Annotated in this window: 29 protein-coding genes and 2 pseudogenes; 18 read left to right on the top strand and 13 right to left on the bottom strand. The window is 64.0% G+C overall.

Annotated elements, in window-relative coordinates:
• Nucleotides 1–12 precede the first annotated feature (12 nt).
• The 3 genes from thrC to AC1DFC_RS16175 are packed head-to-tail and all read right to left on the bottom strand — an operon-like array spanning nucleotide 13 to nucleotide 4,038.
• Nucleotides 13–1,428 (bottom strand): threonine synthase, encoded by a 1,416-nt coding sequence (gene thrC / locus AC1DFC_RS16185; RefSeq protein ID WP_478179582.1) that lies wholly within the window; start codon nucleotides 1,426–1,428, stop codon nucleotides 13–15.
• Complete coding sequence (locus AC1DFC_RS16180) at nucleotides 1,425–2,747, bottom strand: homoserine dehydrogenase (RefSeq protein ID WP_007830808.1); 1,323 nt, start codon at nucleotides 2,745–2,747, stop codon at nucleotides 1,425–1,427. Before AC1DFC_RS16180 ends, thrC begins: the two co-directional genes overlap by 4 nt.
• 58 nt (nucleotides 2,748–2,805) lie before the next feature.
• On the bottom strand, nucleotides 2,806–4,038 hold the full coding sequence (locus AC1DFC_RS16175) for a pyridoxal phosphate-dependent aminotransferase (protein WP_007830805.1): 1,233 nt from the start codon (nucleotides 4,036–4,038) through the stop codon (nucleotides 2,806–2,808).
• A gap of 122 nt (nucleotides 4,039–4,160) precedes the next feature.
• On the opposite strand from AC1DFC_RS16175, the gene AC1DFC_RS16170 reads away from it, so the two are divergent.
• The 8 genes from AC1DFC_RS16170 (at nucleotide 4,161) to AC1DFC_RS16135 (ending at nucleotide 9,477) form a co-directional block, all read left to right on the top strand.
• Entirely contained in the window at nucleotides 4,161–4,544 is a 384-nt protein-coding gene (locus tag AC1DFC_RS16170) for an Mth938-like domain-containing protein (RefSeq protein WP_007830803.1), read from the top strand.
• A 149-nt stretch (nucleotides 4,545–4,693) separates the two neighbouring features.
• Nucleotides 4,694–5,170 (top strand): peroxiredoxin, encoded by a 477-nt coding sequence (locus tag AC1DFC_RS16165; protein WP_007830801.1) that lies wholly within the window; start codon nucleotides 4,694–4,696, stop codon nucleotides 5,168–5,170.
• A gap of 211 nt (nucleotides 5,171–5,381) precedes the next feature.
• The gene (locus tag AC1DFC_RS16160) at nucleotides 5,382–7,157 is read left to right on the top strand and encodes a PhoH family protein (RefSeq protein WP_478179581.1); all 1,776 of its coding nucleotides are present in this window, start codon (nucleotides 5,382–5,384) and stop codon (nucleotides 7,155–7,157) included.
• A gap of 147 nt (nucleotides 7,158–7,304) precedes the next feature.
• Nucleotides 7,305–7,682: a VOC family protein gene (locus AC1DFC_RS16155; protein WP_007830797.1), complete on the top strand. Its 378-nt coding sequence runs from the start codon at nucleotides 7,305–7,307 to the stop codon at nucleotides 7,680–7,682.
• Between the two features lie 7 nt (nucleotides 7,683–7,689).
• The gene (locus AC1DFC_RS16150; RefSeq protein WP_478179580.1) at nucleotides 7,690–8,139 is read left to right on the top strand and encodes an EVE domain-containing protein; all 450 of its coding nucleotides are present in this window, start codon (nucleotides 7,690–7,692) and stop codon (nucleotides 8,137–8,139) included.
• A gap of 11 nt (nucleotides 8,140–8,150) precedes the next feature.
• Nucleotides 8,151–8,600: a GyrI-like domain-containing protein gene (locus AC1DFC_RS16145; protein ID WP_007830793.1), complete on the top strand. Its 450-nt coding sequence runs from the start codon at nucleotides 8,151–8,153 to the stop codon at nucleotides 8,598–8,600.
• Nucleotides 8,597–8,728 carry a hypothetical protein gene (locus AC1DFC_RS16140; RefSeq protein WP_007830791.1) on the top strand — a complete coding sequence of 44 codons (132 nt, stop codon included), beginning with the start codon at nucleotides 8,597–8,599 and terminating at the stop codon, nucleotides 8,726–8,728. Before AC1DFC_RS16145 ends, AC1DFC_RS16140 begins: the two co-directional genes overlap by 4 nt.
• Nucleotides 8,728–9,477, top strand: a complete 750-nt coding sequence (locus tag AC1DFC_RS16135; RefSeq protein ID WP_007830788.1) for a helix-turn-helix transcriptional regulator — start codon at nucleotides 8,728–8,730, stop codon at nucleotides 9,475–9,477. The genes AC1DFC_RS16140 and AC1DFC_RS16135 overlap by 1 nt, the downstream gene beginning before the upstream one ends.
• A 9-nt stretch (nucleotides 9,478–9,486) precedes the next feature.
• Here AC1DFC_RS16135 and dnaB read toward each other — a convergent pair whose 3' ends face one another.
• The 7 genes from dnaB to ppsA all read right to left on the bottom strand — a co-directional run bounded on the left by dnaB (nucleotide 9,487) and on the right by ppsA (nucleotide 15,674).
• Complete coding sequence (dnaB, locus tag AC1DFC_RS16130) at nucleotides 9,487–10,893, bottom strand: replicative DNA helicase (RefSeq protein ID WP_007830785.1); 1,407 nt, start codon at nucleotides 10,891–10,893, stop codon at nucleotides 9,487–9,489.
• 171 nt (nucleotides 10,894–11,064) lie between these two features.
• Nucleotides 11,065–11,517, bottom strand: coding sequence for a 50S ribosomal protein L9 (rplI, locus tag AC1DFC_RS16125; protein WP_007830783.1), 453 nt, complete (start codon nucleotides 11,515–11,517; stop codon nucleotides 11,065–11,067).
• 12 nt (nucleotides 11,518–11,529) lie between these two features.
• A complete protein-coding gene (gene rpsR, locus AC1DFC_RS16120) occupies nucleotides 11,530–11,811 on the bottom strand; it encodes a 30S ribosomal protein S18 (RefSeq protein ID WP_007830781.1) in 282 nt (93 codons plus the stop codon).
• A 21-nt stretch (nucleotides 11,812–11,832) separates the two neighbouring features.
• On the bottom strand, nucleotides 11,833–12,147 hold the full coding sequence (gene priB / locus AC1DFC_RS16115; RefSeq protein WP_007830777.1) for a primosomal replication protein N: 315 nt from the start codon (nucleotides 12,145–12,147) through the stop codon (nucleotides 11,833–11,835).
• Nucleotides 12,148–12,151: 4 nt separating this feature from the next.
• Nucleotides 12,152–12,526: a 30S ribosomal protein S6 gene (gene rpsF / locus AC1DFC_RS16110; protein ID WP_007830775.1), complete on the bottom strand. Its 375-nt coding sequence runs from the start codon at nucleotides 12,524–12,526 to the stop codon at nucleotides 12,152–12,154.
• A 113-nt stretch (nucleotides 12,527–12,639) separates the two neighbouring features.
• Complete coding sequence (locus AC1DFC_RS16105; protein WP_007830772.1) at nucleotides 12,640–13,116, bottom strand: hypothetical protein; 477 nt, start codon at nucleotides 13,114–13,116, stop codon at nucleotides 12,640–12,642.
• Nucleotides 13,117–13,280: 164 nt separating this feature from the next.
• Nucleotides 13,281–15,674, bottom strand: a complete 2,394-nt coding sequence (ppsA, locus tag AC1DFC_RS16100; RefSeq protein WP_007830770.1) for a phosphoenolpyruvate synthase — start codon at nucleotides 15,672–15,674, stop codon at nucleotides 13,281–13,283.
• 184 nt (nucleotides 15,675–15,858) lie between these two features.
• Here ppsA and ppsR point away from each other — a divergent pair, with 184 nt between their 5' ends.
• Nucleotides 15,859–16,680 (top strand): posphoenolpyruvate synthetase regulatory kinase/phosphorylase PpsR, encoded by an 822-nt coding sequence (gene ppsR, locus AC1DFC_RS16095; protein WP_007830768.1) that lies wholly within the window; start codon nucleotides 15,859–15,861, stop codon nucleotides 16,678–16,680.
• A gap of 59 nt (nucleotides 16,681–16,739) precedes the next feature.
• Here the strand turns inward: ppsR and ahpF are convergent, their stop codons facing one another.
• The gene (gene ahpF / locus AC1DFC_RS16090; protein WP_007830766.1) at nucleotides 16,740–18,311 is read right to left on the bottom strand and encodes an alkyl hydroperoxide reductase subunit F; all 1,572 of its coding nucleotides are present in this window, start codon (nucleotides 18,309–18,311) and stop codon (nucleotides 16,740–16,742) included.
• Between the two features lie 89 nt (nucleotides 18,312–18,400).
• The gene (gene ahpC / locus AC1DFC_RS16085) at nucleotides 18,401–18,964 is read right to left on the bottom strand and encodes an alkyl hydroperoxide reductase subunit C (RefSeq protein WP_007830764.1); all 564 of its coding nucleotides are present in this window, start codon (nucleotides 18,962–18,964) and stop codon (nucleotides 18,401–18,403) included.
• A gap of 262 nt (nucleotides 18,965–19,226) precedes the next feature.
• Here ahpC and bfr point away from each other — a divergent pair, with 262 nt between their 5' ends.
• From bfr to hemP, 8 genes and pseudogenes are all read left to right on the top strand, one after another.
• Complete coding sequence (gene bfr, locus AC1DFC_RS16080; RefSeq protein ID WP_007830763.1) at nucleotides 19,227–19,703, top strand: bacterioferritin; 477 nt, start codon at nucleotides 19,227–19,229, stop codon at nucleotides 19,701–19,703.
• 122 nt (nucleotides 19,704–19,825) lie between these two features.
• A pseudogene (locus AC1DFC_RS16075) lies at nucleotides 19,826–20,422 on the top strand (PepSY-associated TM helix domain-containing protein); the annotation flags it as partial.
• A pseudogene (locus tag AC1DFC_RS16070) lies at nucleotides 20,403–20,705 on the top strand (2OG-Fe(II) oxygenase); the annotation flags it as partial. The pseudogenes AC1DFC_RS16075 and AC1DFC_RS16070, both read left to right, overlap by 20 nt.
• A gap of 116 nt (nucleotides 20,706–20,821) precedes the next feature.
• On the top strand, nucleotides 20,822–21,094 hold the full coding sequence (locus AC1DFC_RS16065; protein ID WP_081502622.1) for a (2Fe-2S)-binding protein: 273 nt from the start codon (nucleotides 20,822–20,824) through the stop codon (nucleotides 21,092–21,094).
• Between the two features lie 122 nt (nucleotides 21,095–21,216).
• Nucleotides 21,217–21,903 carry an energy transducer TonB gene (locus AC1DFC_RS16060; RefSeq protein WP_478179613.1) on the top strand — a complete coding sequence of 229 codons (687 nt, stop codon included), beginning with the start codon at nucleotides 21,217–21,219 and terminating at the stop codon, nucleotides 21,901–21,903.
• 22 nt (nucleotides 21,904–21,925) lie between these two features.
• Complete coding sequence (locus tag AC1DFC_RS16055) at nucleotides 21,926–22,639, top strand: MotA/TolQ/ExbB proton channel family protein (RefSeq protein WP_007830742.1); 714 nt, start codon at nucleotides 21,926–21,928, stop codon at nucleotides 22,637–22,639.
• 5 nt (nucleotides 22,640–22,644) lie between these two features.
• Nucleotides 22,645–23,058: an ExbD/TolR family protein gene (locus AC1DFC_RS16050; protein ID WP_007830740.1), complete on the top strand. Its 414-nt coding sequence runs from the start codon at nucleotides 22,645–22,647 to the stop codon at nucleotides 23,056–23,058.
• 93 nt (nucleotides 23,059–23,151) lie between these two features.
• Nucleotides 23,152–23,364: a hemin uptake protein HemP gene (gene hemP / locus AC1DFC_RS16045; RefSeq protein ID WP_007830738.1), complete on the top strand. Its 213-nt coding sequence runs from the start codon at nucleotides 23,152–23,154 to the stop codon at nucleotides 23,362–23,364.
• A 181-nt stretch (nucleotides 23,365–23,545) separates the two neighbouring features.
• Here hemP and AC1DFC_RS16040 read toward each other — a convergent pair whose 3' ends face one another.
• Complete coding sequence (locus tag AC1DFC_RS16040; RefSeq protein ID WP_007830736.1) at nucleotides 23,546–23,953, bottom strand: GlcG/HbpS family heme-binding protein; 408 nt, start codon at nucleotides 23,951–23,953, stop codon at nucleotides 23,546–23,548.
• A 165-nt stretch (nucleotides 23,954–24,118) separates the two neighbouring features.
• On the opposite strand from AC1DFC_RS16040, the gene AC1DFC_RS16035 reads away from it, so the two are divergent.
• The gene (locus AC1DFC_RS16035) at nucleotides 24,119–24,820 is read left to right on the top strand and encodes a Bax inhibitor-1/YccA family protein (protein ID WP_007830734.1); all 702 of its coding nucleotides are present in this window, start codon (nucleotides 24,119–24,121) and stop codon (nucleotides 24,818–24,820) included.
• Nucleotides 24,821–24,836 lie beyond the last annotated feature (16 nt).

The raw sequence follows: 24,836 nt of genomic DNA, 5'->3' as shown, positions 1-24,836 counted from the left end.
ACCCGACCGCGATCAGTCACAGTTTTCGGCGATGTAGGCCTTGACGGCCTCGGCATCTGCAGGCAGCTTGACGACGCGCTTGGGCAGCGCCTCGATGCCTTCGAACTTCTTCGGCCGCGCGGGCTCCGCGCCGAGCGCCTCGACCAGCGTGGCCGCAAACTTGATCGGCAGCGCCGTTTCGAGCACCACCATCGGCACGCCGGGCACGTGCTGTTCGCGTGCAGCCTTCAGGCCATCTGCCGTGTGCGGGTCGACCAGCGTGGCAAAGCGCTTGTCGGTGTCGCGAATGGTGGCCAGGCGGTCGGCGTGCGTGCTGCGGCCACTGCGAAAGCCGAAGCGCCCCGCGGCCTGCTTGAACGCCGGGTCGGCGCTCAGATCGAAGCTGCCCTGCAGGCCCAGGTCGTCCACGAACAGCTTGCGCAGCTTGGCCGCATCGCGCCCGACAAGGTCGAACACGAAGCGCTCGAAGTTGCTGGCCTTGCTGATGTCCATCGACGGGCTGGAGGTTTCGTGCGTGTCGACGGCCGCGCGCACGCGGTAGACGCCAGTGCGAAAGAACTCGTCGAGCACGTCGTTCTCGTTGGTGGCGACCACCAGCGTCTGGATCGGCAGGCCCATCGAGCGCGCCACGTGGCCCGCACAGACATTGCCGAAGTTGCCCGAGGGCACGGTGAAGCTCACCGGCTTGTCGTTGCTCGCCGTGGCCTGGAAGTAGCCCGCAAAGTAATAGACGACCTGCGCCAGAAGGCGCGCCCAGTTGATCGAGTTGACCGTGCCGATGCGGTACTTGCGCTTGAAGCCCAGGTCGTTCGACACCGCCTTGACGATGTCCTGGCAATCGTCGAACACGCCGGTGATGGCGATGTTGTGGATGTTCTCGTCCTGCAGGCTGAACATCTGCGCCTGCTGGAACGGGCTCATGCGGCCGTCGGGCGAGGTCATGAAGACACGCACGCCCTTCTTGCCGCGCATGGCGTATTCGGCCGCGCTGCCGGTGTCGCCGCTGGTCGCGCCGAGGATGTTGAGCTCCGCGCCGCGGCGGGCCAGCTCGTACTCGAACAGGTTGCCGAGCAGTTGCATCGCCATGTCCTTGAAGGCCAGCGTGGGGCCGTTGGACAGGGCTTCGAGGTACACGCCGTCCTCGAGCTCGCGCAGCGGCACGATCTCGTCGGTGCCAAACACTTCGGCGGTGTAGGTCTTCGCGCAAATCGCTTTCAGGTCGGCGGCCGGAATGTCGTCGATGTAGAGCGAGAGGATCTCGAACGCCAGTTCGGCGTACGGCAGCGCGCGCCATTTGGCGAGCGTGGCAGTGTCGACCTGCGGATACGCCTCGGGCAGATAGAGGCCGCCATCGGGCGCAAGGCCTTCGAGGAGAATTTCGCAGAAGCGCTTGCGGTCCGGGTGGCCGCGGGTGCTCAGGTAGTTCACTTCAACTCTTCCTTGCGGATGCGCACGATGGGTTCGAGCACGGTGGGCAGCGCCTGCAGCTCGGCCATCACGTCGTTGACGGTGCCTTCGCGCGCGTCGTGCGTGAGGATGATCAGGTCGGTCTGCGTGGAACCTTCGCCGCCCACTTCGTCGGCTTCGCGCTGCAGCACGGCATCGATGCTGATACCGGCGGTGGCCAGCAGGCCCGTGACCTTGGCTAGCACGCCGGCCTGGTCGGCCACGCGCAGGCGCAGGTAGTAGCTGGTGACAACTTCCGACATCGGCAGCACCTTCAGGTCGCTCATCGCGTCGGGATGGAAGGCCAGGTGCGGCACGCGGTGCGCGGCGTCGGCAGTATGCAGGCGGGTGATGTCGACGAGGTCGGCGATCACGGCGCTGGCGGTCGGCTCGCTGCCTGCGCCTTTGCCGTAGTAGAGCGTGGTGCCCACGGCGTCGCCGTGCACCACCACCGCGTTCATCGCACCTTCGACGTTGGCCAGCAGGCGCTTCGAGGGCACCAGCGAGGGGTGCACGCGCAGTTCGATGCCCTTGGCAGTGCGCTTGGTCACGCCCAGCAGCTTGATGCGATAGCCCAACTGCTCGGCGTACCTGATGTCCTGCGCGGCGAGCTTGGTGATGCCCTCGATGTGGGCCTTGTCGAACTGCACCGGAATGCCGAAGGCGATGGCACTCATCAGCGTGACCTTGTGGCCGGCGTCGACGCCCTCGATGTCGAAGGTCGGGTCGGCTTCGGCGTAGCCCAGGCGTTGCGCTTCCTTCAGCACGGTCGCGAAATCCAGGCCCTTGTCGCGCATCTCGGACAGGATGAAGTTGGTGGTGCCGTTGATGATGCCGGCCAGCCACTGGATGCTGTTGGCCGTGAGGCCTTCACGCAGCGCCTTGATGATCGGGATGCCGCCGGCCACCGCCGCCTCGAAGGCCACCATCACGCCCTTGGCGTGCGCGGCCGCGAAGATCTCGGTGCCGTGCACGGCGAGCAATGCCTTGTTGGCCGTGACCACGTGCTTGCCGGCCGCAATGGCCTCGAGCACGAGCTGCTTGGCGATGCCATAGCCGCCGATCAGCTCGATGACGATGTCGATGTCGGGGTTGGCGATGACTTCGCGCGCATCGCTGACCACCTTGACGCTTTCGCCGGCCACTTCGCGGGCGCGGGCAGTGTCGAGGTCGGCCACCATGGTGATCTCGATGCCGCGGCCAGCGCGGCGCTTGATCTCTTCCTGGTTGCGCTGGAGCACCTTGAAGGTGCCGCTGCCGACCGTGCCTGCGCCGAGCAGGCCTACTTGGATGGGTTTCATTGGGAGAGTCGCGTTCATGGTTTCGATGGGGTGGCGGCAGCAGTGATGCAGGCAGGCTTCATGGCCGCGACTGGCGGCGCAGGCGGTACTGTTCCAGGAACCTCGCGATGCGGTTGATGGCCTCGCGCAGGTCGTCTTCATGGGGCAGGAACACGATGCGGAAGTGATCCGGCGTGGCCCAGTTGAAGCCGGTGCCCTGCACCAGCATCACGCGGGTTTCCTTCAGCAGTTCGAGGAAGAACTGGCGATCGTCCTCGATCGGATAGACCTCGGGATCGAGCTTGGGGAACATGTAGAGCGCGGCGCTCGGCTTGACACAGCTCACGCCCGGAATGGCGGTGATGAGTTCGTAGGCCAGGTCGCGCTGGCGGCGCAGCCGGCCGCCCTCGCACACGAGGTCGTTGATGCTCTGGTAGCCGCCGAGCGCCGTCTGGATGGCCCACTGGCCGGGCACGTTGGCGCACAGGCGCATGTTCGAGAGCATGTTCAGGCCCTCGATGTAGTCCTGCGCGCTGCGCTTGTCGCCCGACACCACGAGCCAGCCGGCGCGGTAGCCGCACGAGCGGTAGCTCTTGGAGAGCGAATTGAAGGTGAGCGTGAGCACGTCGCTCGACAGGCTGGCGATGGCGGTGTGCTTCACGCCGTCGTACAGGACCTTGTCGTAGACCTCGTCGGCGAAGATCACGAGGCCGTGCTCGCGCGCGATGGCCACGATGCTCTTGAGCAGCTCGTCGGAATACAGCGCACCGGTCGGGTTGTTCGGGTTGATGACCACGATGCCCTTGGTGCGCGGCGTGATCTTGGCGCGGATGTCGTCGAGATTCGGCATCCAGCCGTTGGCCTCGTCGCACAGGTAGTGCACCGGCGTGCCGCCCGACAGGCTCGTGGAGGCGGTCCACAGCGGGTAGTCGGGGGCCGGCAGCAGCAATTCGTCGCCGTCGTTGAGCAGCGCATTGGTGGACATGGCGATCAGCTCGCTGGCGCCGTTGCCGAGGTAGATGTCGTCGAGCGTGACGCCCGCGATGCCCTGCTTCTGCGTCTCGTGCATCACCGCCTTGCGTGCCGCGAAGACGCCCTTGCTGTCCGAATAGCCGGCCGAGGTGGGCAGGTTGCGGATCATGTCCTGCTGGATTTCCTCGGGAGCATCGAAACCGAACACGGCGAGGTTGCCGATGTTGAGCTTGATGATCTTCTGGCCGTCCTCTTCCATCTGCTTGGCGGCATCCATGATGGGACCGCGGATGTCATAGAGAACGTTGGCCAGCTTGGCCGATTTCTTGAGCTGCTTCAAAGGGCCCTCCCGGGCGCGGAAATTAACGGGTTGAACGGGTTGCTTACTCGAAGGCAAAGGCCCTTGCGAGCCCCGTGGCACTAGGGAAAACCTATAATTTGACCACAGTTCCCAGTGCCCAGATGAAGCTCCAGCCCGACAAATCCGACGCCCAGTCCCTTACCGCGCACGGCCCCGGCTGGGTGGCGATCAACAACGAAAAAGTCGAAGGCAGCGTGGTAGTGGGCTCGCGCGGCGAGCGCTTCGAATGGAATTGCTCGAGCTTCGACCAGCTCGGCGCCGAACATTTCGAGCAACTGGCCGCCCTGGGCGCGGAATTGATCATTTTCGGCAGCGGAAACCGCATCCGCTTTCCCCAACCCGGCTGGCTGAAACCCCTGATGGCGCAACGCACCGGTGTCGAGACCATGGACACCGCTGCAGCCTGCCGAACCTACAACATCCTGGCTGGAGAAGGCCGGCACGTGATCGCCGCCCTGCTGGTCGAGAGCCCGCCGCGTGGCTGAGAGAGGTGTTTTCGGGGTAAAATACCGGGTTGCGAACAGGCCAGCTACCCCTAAGTTAGCAACGACCAATCCTCCATTCCTTGAGCAAGTCCCGTCCGAAACGGGGCGAGAGGGCTCAGGAGCGGAATCTAACGGAGAAAACAAGTTTCATGGCGATCGTTGTCAACAAACCCATTCCTGAATTCGACGCCAACGCCACGGGCGGCCTCAAGGTCTCGAATACCTCGCATCTCGGCCATGTGCTGGTCATGTATTTTTACCCGAAAGATAACACTCCGGGTTGCACTACCGAAGCCATGCAGTTCCGCGACCGCTACAAGGACTTCGAAAAGGCCGGCGCCACGGTGTTCGGCGTATCCCGCGACAACATGAAGTCGCACGACGAGTTCAAGGCCAAGCTCGAGCTGCCCTTCGAACTCATCGCCGACACCGAAGAAAAAATGTGCCACATGTTCGGCGTGGTCAAGAACAAGATCATGTACGGCAAGAAGGTCAAGGGCATCGAACGCAGCACCTTCCTTATCGGCGCCGACGGCATCCTGAAGGCCGAATGGCGCGGGCTCAAGGTTCCCGGCCATGTCGACGACGTGCTCAAGGCCGTCAAGGCACTCAAGAAGGCCGCCTGACCGCCTCCCGGCGAGCCGGCCGTGCGCTTTTCCGCTCTTGCGTGGGAAATGCCCAACGCAGTGCGTAAAGTGCCTCCGGCGCGTCATCCGCGGTGTGCATAATGGGCTCATGCCGTTGAGCTCCACGACCGCATCCCCCGAACAAAGCCGCCTTGGTCTTCAGGCGGCTTTTTTGTTTTCTGGTTCCCACTTTCTGCGAGCGATCTGACACATGCCATTGCCTCCCGCCCCCACGAAACGCGCTGCATTGCTCTCGCCGGACGCGATCGACGCACCCGCCCGGTCCTCGCACAGGGGTTCGCGCCGTTCCGGCGATTCGCGCGCTGACGAGACCACGGCGCGCAGCCCGCAGCCGCTGGAACTGTTCGACAGCCTCGGCACCGACAGTGCCGGCGGCGGCGACACTGTGCGACCGGCACGCCGGGCCAAGTCGAAACCGGCGCCCGTACCCGTGAGCGCGCCCCAGCCGCAAGCCCTCATCCAGGTCGAGACGAAGGCACCGGTCGTCGCCACCCCCCCCGCCCCGGCCCCGGCGCCGCAGGCACCGGCACGGCCCAAACGCAGCAAGTCCACCGGCCCCGCCAAGCTGTTCGTGCTCGACACGAACGTGCTGCTGCATGACCCGATGTGCCTGTTCCGCTTCGAGGAGCACGACATCTTCCTGCCGATGATCGTGCTGGAAGAGCTGGACGGCCACAAGAAAGGCACCACCGAAGTCGCGCGCAACGGCCGCCAGACCAGCCGCACGCTCGACGCGCTCGCTGGCGCCCAGGATGCCGACATCGACAAGGGCCTGAAGCTCGACACCACCGGCCACCGCGAAGCCGGCGGCCGGCTGTTCTTCCAGACCGCTCCGCTCGACTACTCGCTGCCGATCAGCCTGCCCCAAGGCAAGGCCGACAACCAGATCCTGGGCGTGGTGCACGCGCTGCGCGACGAGTACGCCAAGGACCGGCCGGGCAAGCCGAAGCAGGAAGTGGTGCTGGTGTCGAAGGACATCAACATGCGCGTCAAGGCGCGTGCGCTGGGCCTGGCCGCCGACGACTACCAGAACGACAAGACGCTGGAAGACGGCGACCTGCTGTACGCCGGCTCGCTGGCGCTGCCGCCCGACTTCTGGACCCGCCAGAGCAAGACGGTCGAGAGCTGGCAGAGCGGCAGCAACACCTTCTACCGGATCAGCGGTCCGCTGGTGCCCAACCTGTACATCAACCAGTTCGTCTTCTTCGAGGCACCGGGCGAGCCGAGCATGTACGCGCGCGTCACCGAGATCCGCGACAAGACCGCGGTACTCAAGACGCTGAAGGACTACAGCTCGGGCAAGAACGCGGTCTGGGGCGTGAACACGCGCAACCGCGAGCAGAACTTCGCGATGAACCTGCTGATGGACCCGGAGATCGACTTCGTCACGCTGACCGGCACCGCCGGCACCGGCAAGACCCTGATGGCGCTGGCCTCCGGCCTCACGCAGGTGCTCGACGACCGCCGCTACACCGAGATCATCATGACCCGCGCGACCGTGAGCGTGGGTGAAGACATCGGCTTCCTGCCCGGCACCGAAGAAGAAAAGATGGGCCCCTGGATGGGGGCGCTCGACGACAACCTCGAGTTCCTGGCCAAGGGCGACGGCGGCGGCGCCGGCGAGTGGGGCCGCGCGGCCACCAACGAGCTGATCCGCAGCCGCATCAAGGTCAAGAGCATGAACTTCATGCGCGGGCGCACCTTCCTCAACAAGTACGTGATCATCGACGAGGCGCAGAACCTCACGCCCAAGCAGATGAAAACGCTGATCACCCGTGCCGGCCCAGGCACCAAGATCATCTGCATGGGCAATCTCGCTCAGATCGACACGCCGTACCTCACGGAAGGCTCCTCGGGCCTCACCTTCGCAGTCGACAAGTTCAAGGGCTGGCCGCACGGCGGGCACATCACGCTGGCGCGCGGCGAACGCTCGCGGCTGGCGGATTTCGCGAGCGACGTGCTCTAAGCCGCGACTCCTGGCCGACAAGAGCCCGCGTGTGCCCCCAGGGGCATCGCGGGCATTTTTTCGCCTGCGATGACAGCCTACTGACAAGACGCTGTCAGGAGCCGGTCCGCACCATCGGGGCTCCTTCAACCACACGAAAGAACACCCATGTACAAGCAGAACGCCATCAGCTGGTTCGAGATCCCCGTCGCCGACATGGACCGTGCGCAAACCTTCTACGAAACCGTGCTGGCCCGCAAGCTGCGCCGCGAGAACTTCGGCGGCCAGACATTGGCCGTGTTCCCCTACGACGATCCCGCCACCGGCGGCGCCCTGCAGGCCGGCGCCAACGCAAGCGCGCGCGCCGGCACAGGCATCCGCATCTACCTCGACTGCATGCCCAGCATCGACGCCGTGCTCGCGCGGGTCGAGGCGGCCGGCGGCCAGATCGTGGCGCCCAAGTCCGCTTTGCCGCCTGGCATGGGCTTCATCGCCCACCTGCGCGACACCGAAGGCAACGAAGTCGGCCTGCACTCCCTGGAGTGATCCCGCCATGACGCAACGCAACTGGATCGCCGTGGCCAGCGCCGAGCATGCACGGCGCGGCCGCGACCACCAGCCGCTCGGCTTCATGCAGGTCGGCCATGGCAAGCATGCGCCGCTCAAGCGGGTTGCGGCGGGCGACCGCGTCGTCTACTACTCGCCGGCCACGGTGTTCGGCGGCACGGACAAGCTGCAGAGCTTCGTGTCGATCGGCGTCGTGCAGCCCGGCGAGCCTTACGAGTTCGACATGGGCGACGGCTTCGTGCCGTGGCGCCGCGACGTGGCCTACACGGCCGGGCAGGAGGCACCGATCGCGCCATTGATCGAGCGCCTGGCCTTCATCGAGAACCCCAGGCAATGGGGCTACAAGTTTCGCTTTGGCATGTTCGACGTCACCGATGCCGACATGAAGCTGATCGCCCGGGCCATGAAGGCCGATCCGAAGACGCTGGCACTTTGAGAACAAGCCCCATGGAACCTATCCGCCAACACCTGGACGCCTTCCGCGTCGCGGGCCTCACCGCCCGCACTACCAACCATGAAGAGAACGATCCCGCAACGGCCCGCATCGGCGCACTGTGGGATCGGTTCTTCGGCGAACAGACATACGAGTCGACGCCGCACCGCACCGCTGACGTCCGCCTCTTCGGCGTCTATTCGGCCTACGAGTCGGACACCCGCGACGCCTTCGACGTGACGACGGGCGTCGCCGTCTCGGGCGGCGAAGGCAGCCTTGCCATCGAGGCCGGCGACTACCTTGTGTTCACCGGCCAGGGCAAGATGCCGCAGATGATCATCGCCACCTGGCAGCGCATCTGGCAGTATTTCGAGGCTCACCCGGAAATCGCGCGCAGCTACCGCAGCGATTTCGAAGCCTACGAAGGGCCAGACAGGGTGGCGGTCCACATCGGAGTTTCATGAGCATCAGGAAAAACCGGCGCACCCGGCTGGCCGGCCGCCTTCATCTGCCGAACGTCGGGGCGGCCGTACAGCGCGGCAAGCACTGCTTCGTCGAAGGCTTCGCGAAGAAACTCACCGAAACCCGCTGATGCGCCGCGCCGACCGCCTCTTCCAACTCGTGCAGCTCATCCGCGGACGCCGGCTCACCACGGCTGCGTTCCTGGCGCAGCGCCTCGAGGTGTCGGAGCGCACGGTGTACCGCGACGTGGCCGACCTGCAGCACCAAGGCGTGCCCATAGAGGGCGAGGCCGGCGTGGGTTATCGGCTGGGCGCGGGCTTCGAACTGCCGCCGCTGATGTTCACGCAGGACGAAGCCTCGGCACTGATGGCCGCGGCGCGGCTCGCGCAGAGCTGGGTCGATCCGGCGCTGGCGCGCGACATCGAGAGCGGGCTGGGCAAGATCCTGTCGGTGCTGCCACCGGCGGCACGCGTCTCGGCCGAGGCGCTGGCACTCTATGCCCCTGCGATGGGCCTGGACGACACGCTGCGCACGCGGCTGCAGACGCTGCGCGAGGCGGTGCAGTCGCACAACAAGTTGCGATTGAGCTACCACGATGTGTCGGGCGATGCGAGCGAACGCACGGTTCGGCCGCTCGGCTGCTTCTATTGGGGCAAGGTCTGGACGCTCTCGACCTGGTGCGAGCTGCGCAACGACTTCCGCGGCTTTCGCCTGGACCGCATGGACACGATCGAAATGCTGCCCGAGCGCTTTCGTGACGAACCCGGCAAGACGCTGGCCGACCTGCTGCGGCAGGTGAAGGCCGAGACGGCGCACGGCAAAACGATAAAGCAGAAGCCGCCGGCCTCGCTGCCCCGGCCTGGCGGCAACGTTGGCTGACGCGCTGCGTCAGTACTGGTCGTTGTTGCTGTAGCCCACCAGGTTCTCGAACTTGGTGATCGGCTTCAGGAAGGCCAGTTTGACGGTGCCGGTCGGGCCGTTGCGGTGCTTGCTGATGATCACCTCGGCCACACCCGGCTCCTTCGACTCCTTGTTGTAGTAGTCGTCGCGGTAGATGAACATGATGATGTCCGCGTCCTGCTCGATGGCGCCGGATTCGCGCAGGTCGCTCATCATGGGGCGCTTGTCGGTGCGGCTTTCCACGCCTCGGCTGAGCTGCGACAGCGCGATCACCGGGCACTTGAGTTCCTTGGCCAGCATCTTCAGGCCGCGCGAGATTTCGCCCACGGCCGTGGCGCGGTTCTCGTCGCCCGAGCTGCTGGTCGACATCAGCTGCAGGTAGTCGACCACGATCAGGCCAAGGCGCCCGTACTGGCGCGCAAGCCGGCGCGCGTTGGCACGCAGTTCGCTGGTCGACAGGCCCGGCGTTTCGTCGATGTGCAGCGACACGGTGCGAAGCTTCTCGATGGCTTCGGTGAGGCGCGGCCATTCCTCGTCGCTGAGCTTGCCGGTGCGCAGGTGGCCCTGGTCGATGCGCCCGATGGAGCCGACGATACGCACCGCGAGCTGCGAGGCACCCATTTCCATCGAGAACACCGCCACCGGCAGCCCCTCCTCGAGCGCCACGTGCTCGGCGATGTTGATCGCGAGCGAGGTCTTGCCCATCGATGGACGCGCAGCCAGCACGATCATGTCGCCCGGCTGCAGGCCGGAGGTCATCTTGTCGAAGTCGTGGAAGCCGGTGCGAATGCCCGTGATGTCGTTCGGGTTCTCGGCCATTTCGGTCACGCGGTCGAGCAGCTCGACCACCAGGGAATCCATGCTCTGGAAGCCCTGCTTCATCCGCGTGCCTTCTTCGCCGATGTTGAAGATCTTCTGCTCGGCCTCGTCGAGGATCTTGTCGACCGCCTTGCCCTGCGGGTTGAAAGCGTTGGTCGCAATCTCGTCGCTGGCGGTGACAAGTTTGCGCAGGATCGAGCGCTCGCGCACGATCTCTGCATAGCGGCGGATGTTGCTCGCGCTGGGCACGTACTGCGCGAGCGAGTTCAAATACACCAGCCCGCCGATCTCGTCGGCCTTGCCGAGGTTCTGCAGTTGCTCGTAGACCGTGATCACATCGGCCGGCTTGCTGGCATTGATCAGCCCACCGATGGCGGCATAGATCAGCTTGTGCTCGTGGCGATAGAAGTCGCCGTCGACCAGCAGGTCGCCCATTCGGTCCCAGGCGCCGTTGTCGAGCAGCAGGCCGCCGAGCACGCTCGATTCGGCCTCGATGGAGTGAGGCGGAATGCGCAGTTGAGCGACTTGGCGATCGGCCGACGGGTCATTGTCGGCATAGGAGAAAACGGCGGACATGGACTTCCCTTGCAACCCTGCATGCTAAGCCGCGCACGCGGATGCGCGTGTGGACAAGGTTGTGAATAAACAGTGATCTTCCAGTGCAATCGACTGGATAACCCGAGCGCAGAAAAAGAAAAGCCGCCCGAAGGCGGCTTTTGCTGCAGCGCACTAAGGCGCCGTGGACGATCAGGCGGTTTCGCCGTAGACCGTCACGGTGATGTCGACCACCACGTCGGTGTGCAGCGCAACGCTCACGGTGCTGTCGCCAACAACCTTGATCGGGCCATTGGGCAGGCGCACTTGCGACTTGGCGACCTTGTAGCCTTGCTTGCCCAGTTCTTCGGCGATGTCGCCGTTGGTGACCGAGCCGAACAGACGGCCGTCGACGCCAGCCTTTTGCGTCAGCTTGACGGTCGTGCCACCGAGCTTTTCGCCTTGGGCTTGCGATTCGGCCAGCTTGGCAGCCGCAGCCTTTTCGAGTTCGACGCGCTTGGCTTCGAATTCAGCCTTGTTGGCGGCGGTAGCACGGCGGGCGCGGCCCGTCGGGATCAGGAAGTTGCGTGCATAGCCGTCCTTGACCTTGACGATATCGCCCAGGCCGCCGACGTTGAGAACCTTGTCCAGAAGAATGATTTGCATGGTCTCGGCTCCTTAGACGCGGTGCTGGTCGCTGTACGGCACCATGGCCAGGAAGCGCGCGCGCTTGATGGCGGTGTTCAGCTGGCGTTGGTAGATCGCGCGCGTGCCGGTCAGGCGTGCGGGGATGATCTTGCCGTTTTCGCTGATGAAGTCACGCAGCGTGTCGATGTCCTTGTAGTCGATTTCTTCGACGCCAGCGACGGTGAAGCGGCAGAAGCGCTTGCGCTTGAACAGCAGCGACTGGGTGTTGCGCTTCGGGCGCTTGTCTTTGTTGAATTTCTTGAACGTGGCCATTTGGGGACCTCTTGTCGAAAATTAATCTTGCTGAAAATCCTGGATATGCAGGACCGGATGCTTGCCGTTGCCCGGTGTCGCCAGGAAGCCCTGAAAACGCCAGAGACTTCCCATCGACTGTCTTGCGAGCCGTTCGGCGATGGCGCCGAAGGCAACGGCCTTGAGGGCCGTCTTCACCTGCCTGGGTTTGCCTGCCTCCTGGAGCGTCGACTCGTGTTCGAGCTTCAGATCGATGGCGGGCAAGCCGGCTGGCGTGTATCGCAGGGCTCCGAGTTCGGCAACGGAGGCGGTCAGCAGAAGCTGGTTGACCCCGGTTGCCGTAGCGGCAGCAGTCACGCCATCAGTTGTTGTTGGCGGCGTATTCGGCCTGCTGGGCCTTGCGGGCTTCTTCGCGCTCGACCGTCTTCATCATCGACGAAGGACCGGTTTCAGCCTTCTTCTTCTGGACGGTGAGGTGACGCAGCACGGCATCGTTGAACTTGAACGCGTGTTCCAGTTCGCCCATCACGGCTTGTTCAGCTTCGATGTTGACGCACAGGTAGTGAGCCTTGTTGAGCTTGTTGATCTGGTAGGCCAGCTGACGGCGGCCCCAGTCTTCAACGCGGTGGACCTTGCCGCCGCCGGCCGTGATCAGGCCCTTGTAACGCTCCAGCATGGCCGGAACTTGTTCGCTCTGATCCGGGTGGATCAGCAAAATGATTTCGTAGTGACGCATGGCACTCCTTGTGGATTCTTCCGAAGAAGAGGAAAAGCCACCTGCAGCGTCGGGCGCAGTGTGGCAAGGCAAAGCCGGCGATTATAGCCCTGTATCGGCCATCCCGGCAAGATTCAGTCGTTGAGGGCCTTGTCGAGCGCCGCGGCCTTCTCAGGGCCGACGGCGGCTCGGATCTTCGGCGCCAGCGCCACGAGGTCCTCGTAGCTGGTGGTGCCCTCGACCTGCAGGTTGAGCCGGAAACCCATCAGGCCCAGGCTGCCGGTGAGTTGCGTGGCGATCGGATAGGCGTCCTTGTACCGCTGCTGCTTGCTGCGCCCGGAGCCAGCAGCATCCGCAGCCGGCTTCGGAACTTCGGGGGCCGCGGCCTCCCCGGTCGGCGTCGCCGCAGGCTTGCCGCCCACCGGCGCCAGCACGCCCAGTTCCATCATCTGGTTGATGTCCTCCGCGGTGATGCCCATGCCGGCGGCGATCACGTCATCCACCGAGCGCTTGCCGTCGAACAGGATGAACGCCGATCGCTGGCGCGGCGTGAGCGGCACCGAGCGATCCTTGAGAACCTGCTGGCCGGCGTCTGTCTTTACAAGAATCATGATGGTGTCCCCCGCGAGCTGCCGGGATGCGCCCCGTTAAGCCGCAAGTCTGACATCGGAAACGCATCTTGTTTCAATGACACCAAGCTGACGCGGGAAATCCCCCTGTGGGGATTCCCGCAGTCTGTCGCGCGGCGGGCACATGGCCCAATGCCTTTTGCGGGTCAGCGCTTGGCGAGCTGCTGCCAGGTGTCGATCACACTGTCGGGATTCAGCGAGATCGATTCGATCCCCTGCTCCGCCAGCCATAGTGCGAAGTCCGGATGGTCGCTGGGGCCCTGGCCGCAGATACCGACGTACTTGCCCTGGTCCTTGCAGGCCTTGATGGCACGGCTCAGCATCGCCTTGACGGCCGGGTCGCGCTCGTCGAAGTCGGCGGCCAGAAGTTCGAGGCCCGAGTCGCGGTCCAGGCCCAGCGTGAGCTGGGTCAGGTCGTTCGAGCCGATCGAAAAGCCGTCGAAGTACTGCAGGAACTCATCCGCCAGGATGGCATTGCTCGGCACCTCGCACATCATGATCAGCTTGAGTTCGTTCTCGCCGCGCTTCAGGCCGTGCTCGGCGAGCAGGCCGGTCACGCGCTCGGCCTGGCCCAGCGTGCGCACGAAGGGCACCATGATCTGAACGTTGGTCAGGCCCATGTCGTTGCGCACGCGCTTGAGCGCTTCGCATTCCATCGCGAAGGCTTCGCCGAAATCGGCGCTCAGGTAGCGCGCGGCGCCGCGGAAGCCCAGCATCGGGTTTTCTTCTTCCGGCTCGTAGCGGCTGCCGCCGATCAGCTTGCGGTACTCGTTCGACTTGAAGTCGGACAGGCGCACGATGACGGGCTTTGGCCAGAACGCGGCCGCGATGGTCGCGATGCCTTCGGCCACCTTGTCGACGTAGAACGCGCGCGGCGAGGCGTGGCCGCGCGCCACCGACTCGACGGCCTTCTTCAGGTCGTTGTCGACGTTCGGATAGTCGAGGATTGCCTTCGGATGCACGCCGATATTGTTGTTGATGATGAACTCCAGGCGGGCCAGGCCCACGCCGTGGTTCGGCAACTGCGCGAAGTCGAAGGCGAGCTGCGGGTTGCCCACGTTCATCATGATCTTGAGGTCGATCTCGGGCATCACGCCGCGCTGCACTTCGGTCACTTCGGTCTCGAGCAGGCCGTCGTAGATGAAGCCGGTGTCACCCTCGGCGCAGCTCACGGTCACCAGCGTGCCGTCCTTCAGCAGATCGGTCGCGTCACCGCAGCCGACCACGGCCGGAATGCCCAGTTCGCGCGCGATGATGGCCGCGTGGCAGGTGCGCCCGCCACGGTTGGTGACGATGGCGGCGGCGCGCTTCATCACCGGCTCCCAGTTGGGATCGGTCATGTCGGTGACGAGCACGTCGCCGGCCTGTACCTTGTCCATTTCGCTGATGCTGTGCACGAGCCTCACGGGGCCGGTGCCGATCTTCTGGCCGATGGCACGGCCTTCGGCCAGCACGGCACCCTTGCCCAGCAGCTTGTAGCGCTGCTCGGCCTTGCCTTGCTGCTGGCTCTTCACCGTCTCGGGGCGCGCCTGCAGGATGTAGAGCTGGCCGTCGGTGCCGTCCTTCCCCCACTCGATGTCCATCGGACGGCCATAGTGTTCTTCGATGACCAGCGCGTACCTGGCGAGCTGCTCGACGTCGGCGTCGCTCAGCGAATAGCGGTTGCGCTGCTCCGCCTTGACGTCGGTGGTCTTCACCAGCTTGCCGCTCGCCTTTTTCTCTTCAGGCGTGGCGAATTCCATCTGGATCAGCTTGGAGCCGAGGTTGCGGCGGATCACGGCCTTCTTGCCGGCCTTGAGGGTCGGCTTGTGGACGTAGAACTCGTCAGGATTCACGGCGCCCTGCACCACCGTTTCGCCGAGGCCGTAGCTGGAGGTGATGAACACCACGTCTTCGAAGCCCGATTCGGTGTCGATGGTGAACATCACGCCGGCGGCGCCGAGGTCGGAACGCACCATGCGCTGCACGCCGGCCGACAGCGCGACCACGTCGTGCTCGAAGCCCTTGTGCACGCGGTAGCTGATGGCGCGATCGTTGTAGAGGGAGGCGAACACCTCCTTCATCTTGTGCAGTACGTCGTCGATGCCGACGACGTTCAGGAAGGTCTCTTGCTGGCCGGCGAACGAGGCGTCGGGCAGGTCTTCGGCGGTGGCCGAGGAACGCACGGCAAACGAGGCGGCGGGGTTACCGGCGCTCAGCGTGGCGAAGGCCTCGCCGATGGCTTTTTGCAGGTCGGCCGGGAAAGGCTGGGCCTCGACCATGGCGCGAATCTCGGCGCCGGCGGCGGCCAGCGCGCGCACGTCTTCGGTGTCGAGCGCGGCGAGGCGCTTGCTGATCTTGTCGGCCAGGCCGTCGTGGGCCAGGAACTGTCGGAATGCGTGGGCCGTGGTCGCGAAACCGGTCGGCACCCGCACGCCCTGCGGCAGCTGCGAGATCATTTCGCCGAGGCTGGCGTTCTTGCCGCCAACCGCCTCGACGTCGGTCATTCTCAGGTTTTCAAACGGTACGACCAGGGCGGTCGCGTCGAAAAGTGCAGACATGGGAAAGCTCCAGAAGTTGAAACCGGTGCCGCATGCAGACGGCGCGGCACGATCGTTGTCGTTGCTTTGGGTGCGAGCGCGGTGTGCATGGAAAGAATTGGGGTTGGGAAAGCGGATTCCCGATAATGGCCCGGATTGTAGGCGTGGCAAGGTCGCGCGCGCCGCAGGACAAGGCCGCAAGACCATGCATACACGCACTGTTTTCTTCATTTCCGACGGCACCGGCATCACCGCCGAGACCTTCGGCAACGCCGTTCTGGCCCAATTCGAGATGAAACCGCGCCATGTCCGGCTGCCTTTCACCGACACGGTCGACAAGGCACACCAGGCGGTGCGGCAGATCAATCACACCGCCGAAATCGAGGGCGTCCGCCCCATCGTCTTCACCACGCTGGCCAACATGGACGTGCTGGAAGTGATCGAAACCGGCTGCAAGGGCATGCTGCTCGACATGTTCGGCACCTTCGTGCGGCCCCTGGAAATCGAACTGGCCGTGAAGTCGAACCACCGCATCGGCCGCTTCAGCGACGTCAGCAAGAGCAAGGAATACAACGCCCGCATCGCGGCCATCGACTTCAGCCTGGCGCACGACGATGGCCAGAGCAACCGCGACCTGCAGGGCGCCGACGTGATCCTGGTTGGCGTGAGCCGCAGCGGCAAGACGCCCACCTCGCTCTACCTGGCGATGCAGCACGGCCTCAAGGCCGCCAACTACCCGCTGATTCCGGAGGATTTCGACCGCCGCCAGCTGCCGCCGGCCCTGATGCCGCACCGCAAGAAGATCTTCGGCCTGACGATCCAGCCCGAGCGCCTGAGCGAGATCCGCAACGAGCGGCGCCCCGATTCGCGCTATGCCAGCCTCGAGAACTGCCGCCACGAGGTGAGCGAGGCTGAGGCGATGATGCGACGCGCCGGCATCCGCTGGCTGTCGACCACCACCAAGTCGATCGAGGAGATCGCGACGACGATCCTGCAGGAACTGCGGCCGGAGCGGCTGAACTACTGAGACTTCAAAGAAAAGGGGCCATCGACTTGCGATGACCCCTTCTTGCATCGGGCAGCCGGTCAGGCAGCCGCCGGCGCGGCGGGCGCCGAAGTGCGGATCAGGTGGTCGAATGCACCGAGCGCCGCCTTCGCGCCGTCGCCGGCCGCGATGATGATCTGCTTGAACGGCACGGTCGTCACATCGCCTGCCGCGAACACGCCGGGCACCGAGGTCTGGCCGCGCGCGTCGACGAGGATCTCGCCGTGCTTCGACAGCTCGACCGTGCCCTTGAGCCAGTCGGTGTTGGGCACGAGGCCGATCTGGATGAACACGCCTTCAAGCTCGACCTTCTTCAGCTCGCCCGTCGCACGGTCCTTGTAGACCAGGCCGTTGACCTTCTGGTCGCCGGTGATCTCGGTGGTCTGCGCGTTGGTGAAGATGTCGACGTTCTTCAGGCTCTGGAGCTTGCGCTGCAGCACGGCGTCGGCGCGCAGGGCCGTGTCGAACTCGATCAGCGTGACGTGGCCCACGATGCCGGCCAGGTCGATCGCCGCTTCGACGCCCGAGTTGCCGCCGCCGATCACCGCGACGCGCTTGCCCTTGAACAGCGGGCCGTCGCAGTGGGGGCAATAGGCCACGCCCTTGTTCTTGAACTCGTGCTCGCCGGGCACGTTGATGTTGCGCCAGCGCGCGCCGGTCGAGATGATGACCGACTTGCTCTTGAGCGAGGCGCCGCTTTCGAGTTGCACTTCGATCAGGCCGTTGCCGGGCACCAGCGCCTTGGCACGCTGCAGATTCATGATGTCGACGTCGTAGTCGCGCACATGTTCCTCGAGCGCATGCGCGAACTTCGGTCCTTCGGTTTCCTTGATCGAGATGAAGTTCTCGATGCCCAGCGTGTCTAGCACCTGGCCGCCGAAGCGCTCCGAGGCCACGCCGGTGCGGATGCCCTTGCGCGCCGCGTACACAGCCGCAGCGGCGCCGGCAGGACCGCCGCCGACGATCAGCACGTCGAACGGATCCTTGGCGGCAATCTTCTTCGCTTCGCGCTCGACGCCGCTGGTGTCGATCTTGGCGAGGATTTCCTCCAGGCTCATGCGGCCCTGGCCGAACTCGGTGCCGTTGAGGAACACGGTCGGCACGGCCATCACTTGCCGTTCCTTCACTTCGTCCTGGAAGGTGCCGCCTTCGATCATGGTGGTGCGGATGCGCGGGTTCTGCACTGCCATCAGGTTCAGCGCCTGGACCACGTCGGGGCAGTTGTGGCAGGTGAGCGAGACGTAGATCTCGAACTCGAAATCGCCGTCGAGCGCCTTGATCTGGTCGAGCACTGCCTGCTCGACCTTGGGGGGATAGCCGCCGATCTGYAGCAAGGCAAGGATCAGCGAAGTGAATTCATGGCCCATCGGCAGGCCGGCAAAACGCGGGCCGTGGTTTTCGCTCGGGCGATTGACCGAGAACGAGGGCTTGCGGTGGTTGTCGTCGCGGCTTTCGGTCAGCTTGACCAGCGGCGAGGCTTCGGCGACGTCCTTCAGCAGCGACAGCATCTCGCCCGAGGCCTTGCCGTCGTCGAGCGAGGCGACGATCTCGATCGGCTGCGTGGCGCGTTCGAGGTAACTCTTCAATTGGGCTTTGGTGCTGGCGTCGAGCATGAGGGACTCTCTTTCGATAACTGGAAACTATCAACTGGGGACGAAAAAGCCCGGGGCCTCGTGAGCGCCCGGGCTTTCGCGCGGGGCGCTTAGATCTTGCCGACGAGGTCGAACGACGGTGCGATGGTCTTGTCGCCTTCATTCCACTTGGCCGGGCAGACTTCGTTCGGGTGGGCGGCGGTGTAGACCGCTGCCTTGAGCTTGCGCAGGGTTTCCTTGACGTCGCGGGCGATTTCGTTGGAGTGCACTTCGGCGGTCTTGATGATGCCCTCGGGGTTGATCACGAAGGTGCCGCGCAGTGCCAGGCCTTCTTCGGGGATGTGCACGCCGAAAGCGTTGGTCAGCGTGTGGGTCGGGTCGCCCACCAGCGGGAACTTGGCCTTGCCGACGGCCGGCGACGTGTCGTGCCAGACCTTGTGCGAGAAGTGCGTGTCGGTGGTCACGATGTAGACCTCGGCACCCAGCTTCTGGAACTCGGGGTAGTTGTCGGCCGCGTCTTCGACTTCGGTCGGGCAGTTGAAGGTGAAGGCCGCCGGCATGAAGATCAGCACGGACCACTTGCCCTTGAGCGTCTCGTCGGACACATCGATGAACTTGCCGTTGAGGTAGGCCTGGGTCTTGAAGGGTTGGACTTGGGTGTTGATCAGGGACATGGTGATTCCTTGGATGCTTCGGGTGGACAAAAGTAAGTGCGAGCCATGAGTATAACTACCAAATAAGACACATTAATAGCATTGAACTATCGACAACATCGGTGCGGCCTATGAAAAACAAAGGCGTCCTCGCCTTCGTTGCCCGCCCGAATACGAACGCCTATCACCCTCGTACGCATGCAGACCGACTGCGCAGGGGAATGCTTGCGCGGGCCCTCCGAGGAACCGGACAATCCCCTCTTTCAGAACAAGGAAAACGATCATGAAGGGCGACCCCAAGGTCATCGAACATCTGCAGGCGCAGCTCAAGAACGAGCTCACTGCAATCAACCAGTACTTCCTCCACTACCGCATGCTCAAGCACTGGGGCCTGGACAAGCTGGCGAAGAAGGAATACGAGGAATCGATCGGCGAGATGAAGCATGCCGACAAGCTGATGGACCGCATCTTCATGCTCGACGGCCTGCCGAACCTGCAGGACCTGGGCAAGCTGAACATCGGCGAAGACGTGCCGGAACTGCTGCGCTGCGACCTCGGCGCCGAAACCGGCGCGCAAGCGACCATCAAGGACGGCATCGCGCATTGCGAATCGGTGCGCGACTATGTCTCGCGCGACCTGTTGCAGGAAATCCTGGACGACACGGAAGAGCACATCGACTTCCTCGAAACCCAGATCGACCTGATCGACAAGGTCGGGGTGCAGAACTACCTGCAATCGCAGATGGGCGAACTCGAATAAGCGAGGCTTTCGCGCCTGCCGATCAACGGGACTTCGGTCCCGTTTTTATTGCTTTACGCAACTCAACCAATCACGAATAGAAGTCACTCTCATTTGCACGGATAGAATCCGCGCCTTCGATGATGACTGCCGCCCGCCCCGACACCCGCCGACGAGCCTACTGGCTCAAGACCCTGCACGAATGGCATTGGGTGAGCTCGGCTATCTGCCTGATTGGCATGATCCTGTTCAGCGTCACGGGCTTCACGCTCAATCACGCGGGGCAGATCGAGGCCCGGCCGGCCGTCACGAAGCTGAGCGGTTCGGTCGATGAAGTCCTGCGCACGCAACTCGAAAAGCAGTTGCCAGCCGCCAAGGCCCTCAAGGGAAAGGCGCCCTTGCCCGCCGAACTGCAGGCCTGGGTGCAGAAGCACTGGGACATCGGTACCGCGGGCCGCGAGGCCGAGTGGTCGGACGACGAAATTTATCTCTCGCTCCCCCGCCCTGGCGGCGACGCCTGGCTGCGCCTGAGCCTGGCCGACGGCGAGATCGAGTACGAGCGCACCGACCGCGGCTGGCTCTCCTACTTCAACGACCTCCACAAGGGCCGCAACACCGGTGCCGCGTGGAGCTGGTTCATCGACATCTTCGCGGGCGCCGCACTGGTCTTCTCGATCACCGGCCTGTTCATTCTCAAGATGCATGCGGGCAACCGGCCGTTACGAGGGTGGCGAGTTGGAGGTCATCGACACCTATGGCTCGCACGAAGTGAAGCTGCCGGCCGGCGACCTCATTCTTTATCCGGCCAGCAGCCTGCACCGCGTCCACCCCGTGACCCGGGGGGCTCGGATCTGTTCGTTTTTCTGGCTGCAGAGCATGGTGCGCAGCGACCAGCAGCGCGGCATGCTGTTCGAACTCGACCAGAACATCCAGAAACTTCGTGCGCGCTTCGGCGAAGGCGAGGAAACCGTGGCGCTGACCGGCCACTACCACAACCTGCTTCGGCTCTGGTCCGAGGTCTGAATCCCGGGATCTGGCTCACTTGCATGAATCAGTAACACATGGTTATTGTGAATGCGATGGATTCTTATTTATAATCAAGCAAATCCAACAGCCAGCCAACTGCCGCTTTCACAGCCATGATCGTTTGCGTCTGCCGCCGAGTCTCCGACCGAGAAATCGCACGCCACGTGCGGGCCGGCATGACTTTCGACGAGGTTCAGTTCGAACTTGGCGTGGCCACCCAGTGTGGCCAATGTGAAGGGTGCGCGCGAGATATCGTCGCGCAGTGCAGCGCTTCGCATCCGGTCGCCGCGCTGAGCTGCGAATCAGGTCCGAGGGCGATCCAGCTTGCCAACTCCATCAAGGAAAGCAAGGCATGGAACTCTTCTCGACACTCGGCGGCAGCCTGATCCTGGTTGCAGGCTCGGTCTGGTGGATCTTTCGCAAGTAGCGCAACTGGCGCAAGTGTTGTCTTCGTAGCGGTTTTGCTGAAATCGGGGCACCTTTCGCGGTGCCCGCATTCGAATGGTTGATCGTGTCTGACCGCTTTGCTCCCCCCCCTTCCGTCCTCGGCCTTTCACGCAATGTCGTCATTGCCGGCGGTGTCGTCCTGTTCCACGCGGCTGCGCTCTGGGCGCTGCAGAGCGGGTTGCTCCGCCGCGCCGCCGAGGTGGTGATTCCAGTCGAAATACTGAGCCAGTTCGTCGAACCGCCGAAGCCGAAGGCAGATCCGCCTCCGCCGCCCCCACCGCCGCCCCAGCCCAAAGCCAAGGCCCCGCCTCCGCCGCGGCCCCAGGCGATCCGCGAGCCGAAGCCCACGCCGGCGCCCCAGGCGCCCGTTGGCACCACGGAACCACCGCCTCCGGCAACGCCGCCGGCACCTCCCGCTCCGCCGACGCCGCCCGCGCCACCACCTGCGCCCCCTGCGCCTCCAGCCGTGCAGATGCCCTCGAGCAACGCCGACTACCTTCAAAACCCCAAGGCAACCTACCCCGCCATGAGCAAGCGGCTCGGCGAGCAGGGCAAGGTCATCGTGCGGGTGCTCGTCGGCGTCGACGGCCTGCCCAAGAGTGCCGAGGTCAAGAAATCCAGCGGTTTCGATCGCCTCGACGAAGCCGCGGTCGAATACATCATGAAATGCCGCTTCGTGCCCGGCAAGATCAACGGCGTGGTGCAGGCCATGTCCTATGACGCCCCCGTCAACTACGTCCTGAACTAATTTTTCTCTGGAGCAACTTCGTATGGATTCCCAATTTGGCCTGATGAACGTCTGGCATCAGGGCGACTTCGTCACCAAGGCCGTCGCGGTACTGTTGATCGGCATGTCGCTCGCGTCGTGGATCGTCATCATCGTCAAGGCGCTCGACGTCATCAAATACAAGCGCCTCGCCAAGCATTCGCAAGACTTCTGGCACAGCGAAGACTTCGCCACCGCGCTGAACAAGCTCGGCAAGGACGACAGCAACCCGTTCCGTGCGCTGGCCCTCGAAGGCCGAGAGGCAGCAGCGCACCACCGCAACACCAAGGCCCATCTGCATGACGCGCTCGACGTGAGCGACTGGATCACGCGCGCCCTGCGCAACGGCATCGACGCCTTCACTGCCCGCCTGCAGACCGGCCTGGCCGTGCTGGCATCGGTTGGCTCGACCGCCCCCTTCATCGGCCTGTTCGGCACGGTCTGGGGCATCTATCACGCGCTCATGAGCATCAGCTCGGTCGGCCAGGCAACCATCGACAAGGTGGCCGGCCCGATCGGTGAGGCGCTGATCATGACGGCCCTGGGCCTGGCCGTGGCCATCCCCGCGGTGCTGGGCTACAACGCCCTGGTGCGCGGCAACAAGTTCGTGCTGACCAAGCTCAACGCCTTCGCGCACGACCTGCATGCCTACTTCGTGACCGGCGCTCGCGTTCAAAGCGGCAGCGAGGCCGTCGTGGTTCCGCTCAAGAAGGGCTGAGTGCCATGGCCTTCGGTACACAAGACGAACCCGATGAGGTGATGAACGAGATCAACATGACACCGCTGGTCGACGTCATGCTGGTGCTCCTCATCATCTTCATCATCACCGTGCCGGTGATGAAGCACGCGGTCAACATCGACCTGCCGCGCGCCAGCAGCGAACCCGAACAGCCGAAGCCGCAGAACATCCTGTTCAGCGTGACGGCCGATGGCTCGTACTACTGGAACGAACAGAAGATCGACGACAGCGAGTTGCCCAACCGCCTCGCCGCCGAAGCCGCCAAGGAACCGCAGCCCGAGCTGCACATCCGCGGCGACAAGGCCGTGCGCTACGAGCGCGTGGCCAAGGCGATGTCGGAGGCCCGCGAAGCCGGCGTGCGCAAGATCGGCTTCATCACGGAGCCCGAAGCGAAGTGATCTGACATCGCAAGCCAAAAAAGTCGATCGCGACGATTGACTTTTTATTGCGAATCATTATCATTAACTAATCGCTTCGATAGGGAAACCCAGATGCCAGCCACACCGAATGCCTTTTCTGTCCTGAACCATCCTTCGCTCGACCAGTCGGGTGGCGGCCATGCGTCCATCCAGGCAATGCGTCCGGCGCCAGTGGTCGAGAGCACCGAACTTCTGAAGGGAAGCAAGACCGTGGGCATCATGCACAACGGCTCCCTCTACCGGCTTCAAGCCACCAAACTCGGCAAGCTGATCCTGACCAAGTAGGTCGTCCAGTCCGCCCTTCGCGCAAGTTTCATCGTGGGGCGACTCGAGGAGATTCATCTCCGAAGGGTCGTTTTTTGCTAGCCAACGGTTCGCCGACTAGCCAAGCTTTTTTTCACGCTGAAGCACCCAAAAGAAAACGCCGACCTCGAAGTCGGCGTTTTGCTTTGTGCAGAAGAAAAACTCAGAGGCCGAGGGCGGCGATGCCCGCCTTGGCGATCTGCGCGTCTTCGTTCGACTTCACGCCGCTCACGCCGACGGCGCCGATCACGTGGCCGTCCTTGACGATCGGCACGCCGCCTTCGAGCAGGCCCTGCACTTCAGGCGCCGTCAGGAACGCCGTGCGGCCGCCGTTGATGATGTCTTCATAGACCTTGCTTTCGCGCCGGCCCATGGCTGCCGTGTGGGCCTTGGCAGGCGCAATGTGCGAAGACAATGCCGCGGCGCCATCCAGCCGCTGCAGCCAGAGCAGGTTGCCTGCGTCGTCGGAGATGGCGATGGTCACCGCCCAGTTGTTCTTGAGGGCCTCGGCTTCGGCCGCTGCGGCCACGGCCTTGACGTCGGCGAGTTCGAGGAATGACTTGGTCTTCATGATGGGCTCTGGTTTCGTGAAAACCCGACAGCATAACGGCCATGCGGCCAGGGGTGTCTTCAGGGCTTGGGAACACCCCGCATACGGTCTTTTCGACACCCCCTCTTGCAGCCCCCTAGAATGCGCCCAAACTGCGTCACTGCAGCAACCACAGGAGCTCCGGCCATGAACGACCGCGTCACCACCCTAGACACTTCCGCTGGCTATGGCCAGCCGTTGGCGCAGGCTGAACGCCAGCGCGTGCTGCGCAACACCTACTGGCTTCTCGCGCTGAGCATGCTGCCCACCGTGTTGGGCGCATGGATCGGCGTCAGCACCGGCATCACCCGCTCGCTCACGGGTGGGCTGGGCCTCATGGTTTTCCTCGGCGGCGCGTTCGGCTTCATGTTCGCCATCGAAAAGACCAAGAACTCCGCCGCCGGCGTGCCCGTGCTGCTGGGCTTCACCTTCTTCATGGGCCTGATGCTGTCGCGCCTGATCGCGATGGTGCTGGGCTTCAAGAACGGCTCCGAACTCGTCATGACGGCCTTCGGCGGCACCGCCGGCGTGTTCCTCGTGATGGCCTCGCTGGCAACGATCATCAAGCGCGACCTGTCGGGCATGGGCAAGTTCCTGTTCGTCGGCGCGCTGGTGCTGATGTTCGGCGCGATCATCAACGTGTTCGTCGGTTCGACCACGGGCATGCTGGTCATCTCGGTGGCCGCCATCGGCATCTTCTCGGCCTACATGCTCTATGACCTGAAGCAGATCATGGACGGCGGCGAAACCAACTACATCAGCGCCACGCTCGCGCTGTACCTCGACCTGTTCAATGTGTTCCAGAGCCTGCTGGCGCTGCTGGGCATCTTCGGCGGCGAACGCGATTGAGCGAATCACGCGCAGC

Source organism: Variovorax sp. 10L421, assembly GCF_056395365.1.
Note: the sequence above shows the minus strand (reverse complement) of the source record. Positions and strands in the feature narration are given on the sequence as shown.

Bases quoted from the DNA above. Each gene is read 5' to 3' on its own strand.
- AC1DFC_RS16180 (WP_007830808.1), bottom strand. From the start codon at position 2,747: ATGAAACCCATCCAAGTAGGCCTGCTCGGCGCAGGCACGGTCGGCAGC.
- AC1DFC_RS16170 (WP_007830803.1), top strand. From the start codon at position 4,161: ATGAAGCTCCAGCCCGACAAATCCGACGCCCAGTCCCTTACCGCGCAC.
- AC1DFC_RS16165 (WP_007830801.1), top strand. From the start codon at position 4,694: ATGGCGATCGTTGTCAACAAACCCATTCCTGAATTCGACGCCAACGCC.
- AC1DFC_RS16160 (WP_478179581.1), top strand. From the start codon at position 5,382: ATGCCATTGCCTCCCGCCCCCACGAAACGCGCTGCATTGCTCTCGCCG.
- AC1DFC_RS16155 (WP_007830797.1), top strand. From the start codon at position 7,305: ATGTACAAGCAGAACGCCATCAGCTGGTTCGAGATCCCCGTCGCCGAC.
- AC1DFC_RS16150 (WP_478179580.1), top strand. From the start codon at position 7,690: ATGACGCAACGCAACTGGATCGCCGTGGCCAGCGCCGAGCATGCACGG.
- AC1DFC_RS16145 (WP_007830793.1), top strand. From the start codon at position 8,151: ATGGAACCTATCCGCCAACACCTGGACGCCTTCCGCGTCGCGGGCCTC.
- AC1DFC_RS16140 (WP_007830791.1), top strand. From the start codon at position 8,597: ATGAGCATCAGGAAAAACCGGCGCACCCGGCTGGCCGGCCGCCTTCAT.
- AC1DFC_RS16135 (WP_007830788.1), top strand. From the start codon at position 8,728: ATGCGCCGCGCCGACCGCCTCTTCCAACTCGTGCAGCTCATCCGCGGA.
- dnaB (WP_007830785.1), bottom strand. From the start codon at position 10,893: ATGTCCGCCGTTTTCTCCTATGCCGACAATGACCCGTCGGCCGATCGC.
- rplI (WP_007830783.1), bottom strand. From the start codon at position 11,517: ATGCAAATCATTCTTCTGGACAAGGTTCTCAACGTCGGCGGCCTGGGC.
- rpsR (WP_007830781.1), bottom strand. From the start codon at position 11,811: ATGGCCACGTTCAAGAAATTCAACAAAGACAAGCGCCCGAAGCGCAAC.
- rpsF (WP_007830775.1), bottom strand. From the start codon at position 12,526: ATGCGTCACTACGAAATCATTTTGCTGATCCACCCGGATCAGAGCGAA.
- AC1DFC_RS16105 (WP_007830772.1), bottom strand. From the start codon at position 13,116: ATGATTCTTGTAAAGACAGACGCCGGCCAGCAGGTTCTCAAGGATCGC.
- ppsA (WP_007830770.1), bottom strand. From the start codon at position 15,674: ATGTCTGCACTTTTCGACGCGACCGCCCTGGTCGTACCGTTTGAAAAC.
- ppsR (WP_007830768.1), top strand. From the start codon at position 15,859: ATGCATACACGCACTGTTTTCTTCATTTCCGACGGCACCGGCATCACC.
- ahpC (WP_007830764.1), bottom strand. From the start codon at position 18,964: ATGTCCCTGATCAACACCCAAGTCCAACCCTTCAAGACCCAGGCCTAC.
- bfr (WP_007830763.1), top strand. From the start codon at position 19,227: ATGAAGGGCGACCCCAAGGTCATCGAACATCTGCAGGCGCAGCTCAAG.
- AC1DFC_RS16065 (WP_081502622.1), top strand. From the start codon at position 20,822: ATGATCGTTTGCGTCTGCCGCCGAGTCTCCGACCGAGAAATCGCACGC.
- AC1DFC_RS16055 (WP_007830742.1), top strand. From the start codon at position 21,926: ATGGATTCCCAATTTGGCCTGATGAACGTCTGGCATCAGGGCGACTTC.
- AC1DFC_RS16050 (WP_007830740.1), top strand. From the start codon at position 22,645: ATGGCCTTCGGTACACAAGACGAACCCGATGAGGTGATGAACGAGATC.
- hemP (WP_007830738.1), top strand. From the start codon at position 23,152: ATGCCAGCCACACCGAATGCCTTTTCTGTCCTGAACCATCCTTCGCTC.
- AC1DFC_RS16040 (WP_007830736.1), bottom strand. From the start codon at position 23,953: ATGAAGACCAAGTCATTCCTCGAACTCGCCGACGTCAAGGCCGTGGCC.
- AC1DFC_RS16035 (WP_007830734.1), top strand. From the start codon at position 24,119: ATGAACGACCGCGTCACCACCCTAGACACTTCCGCTGGCTATGGCCAG.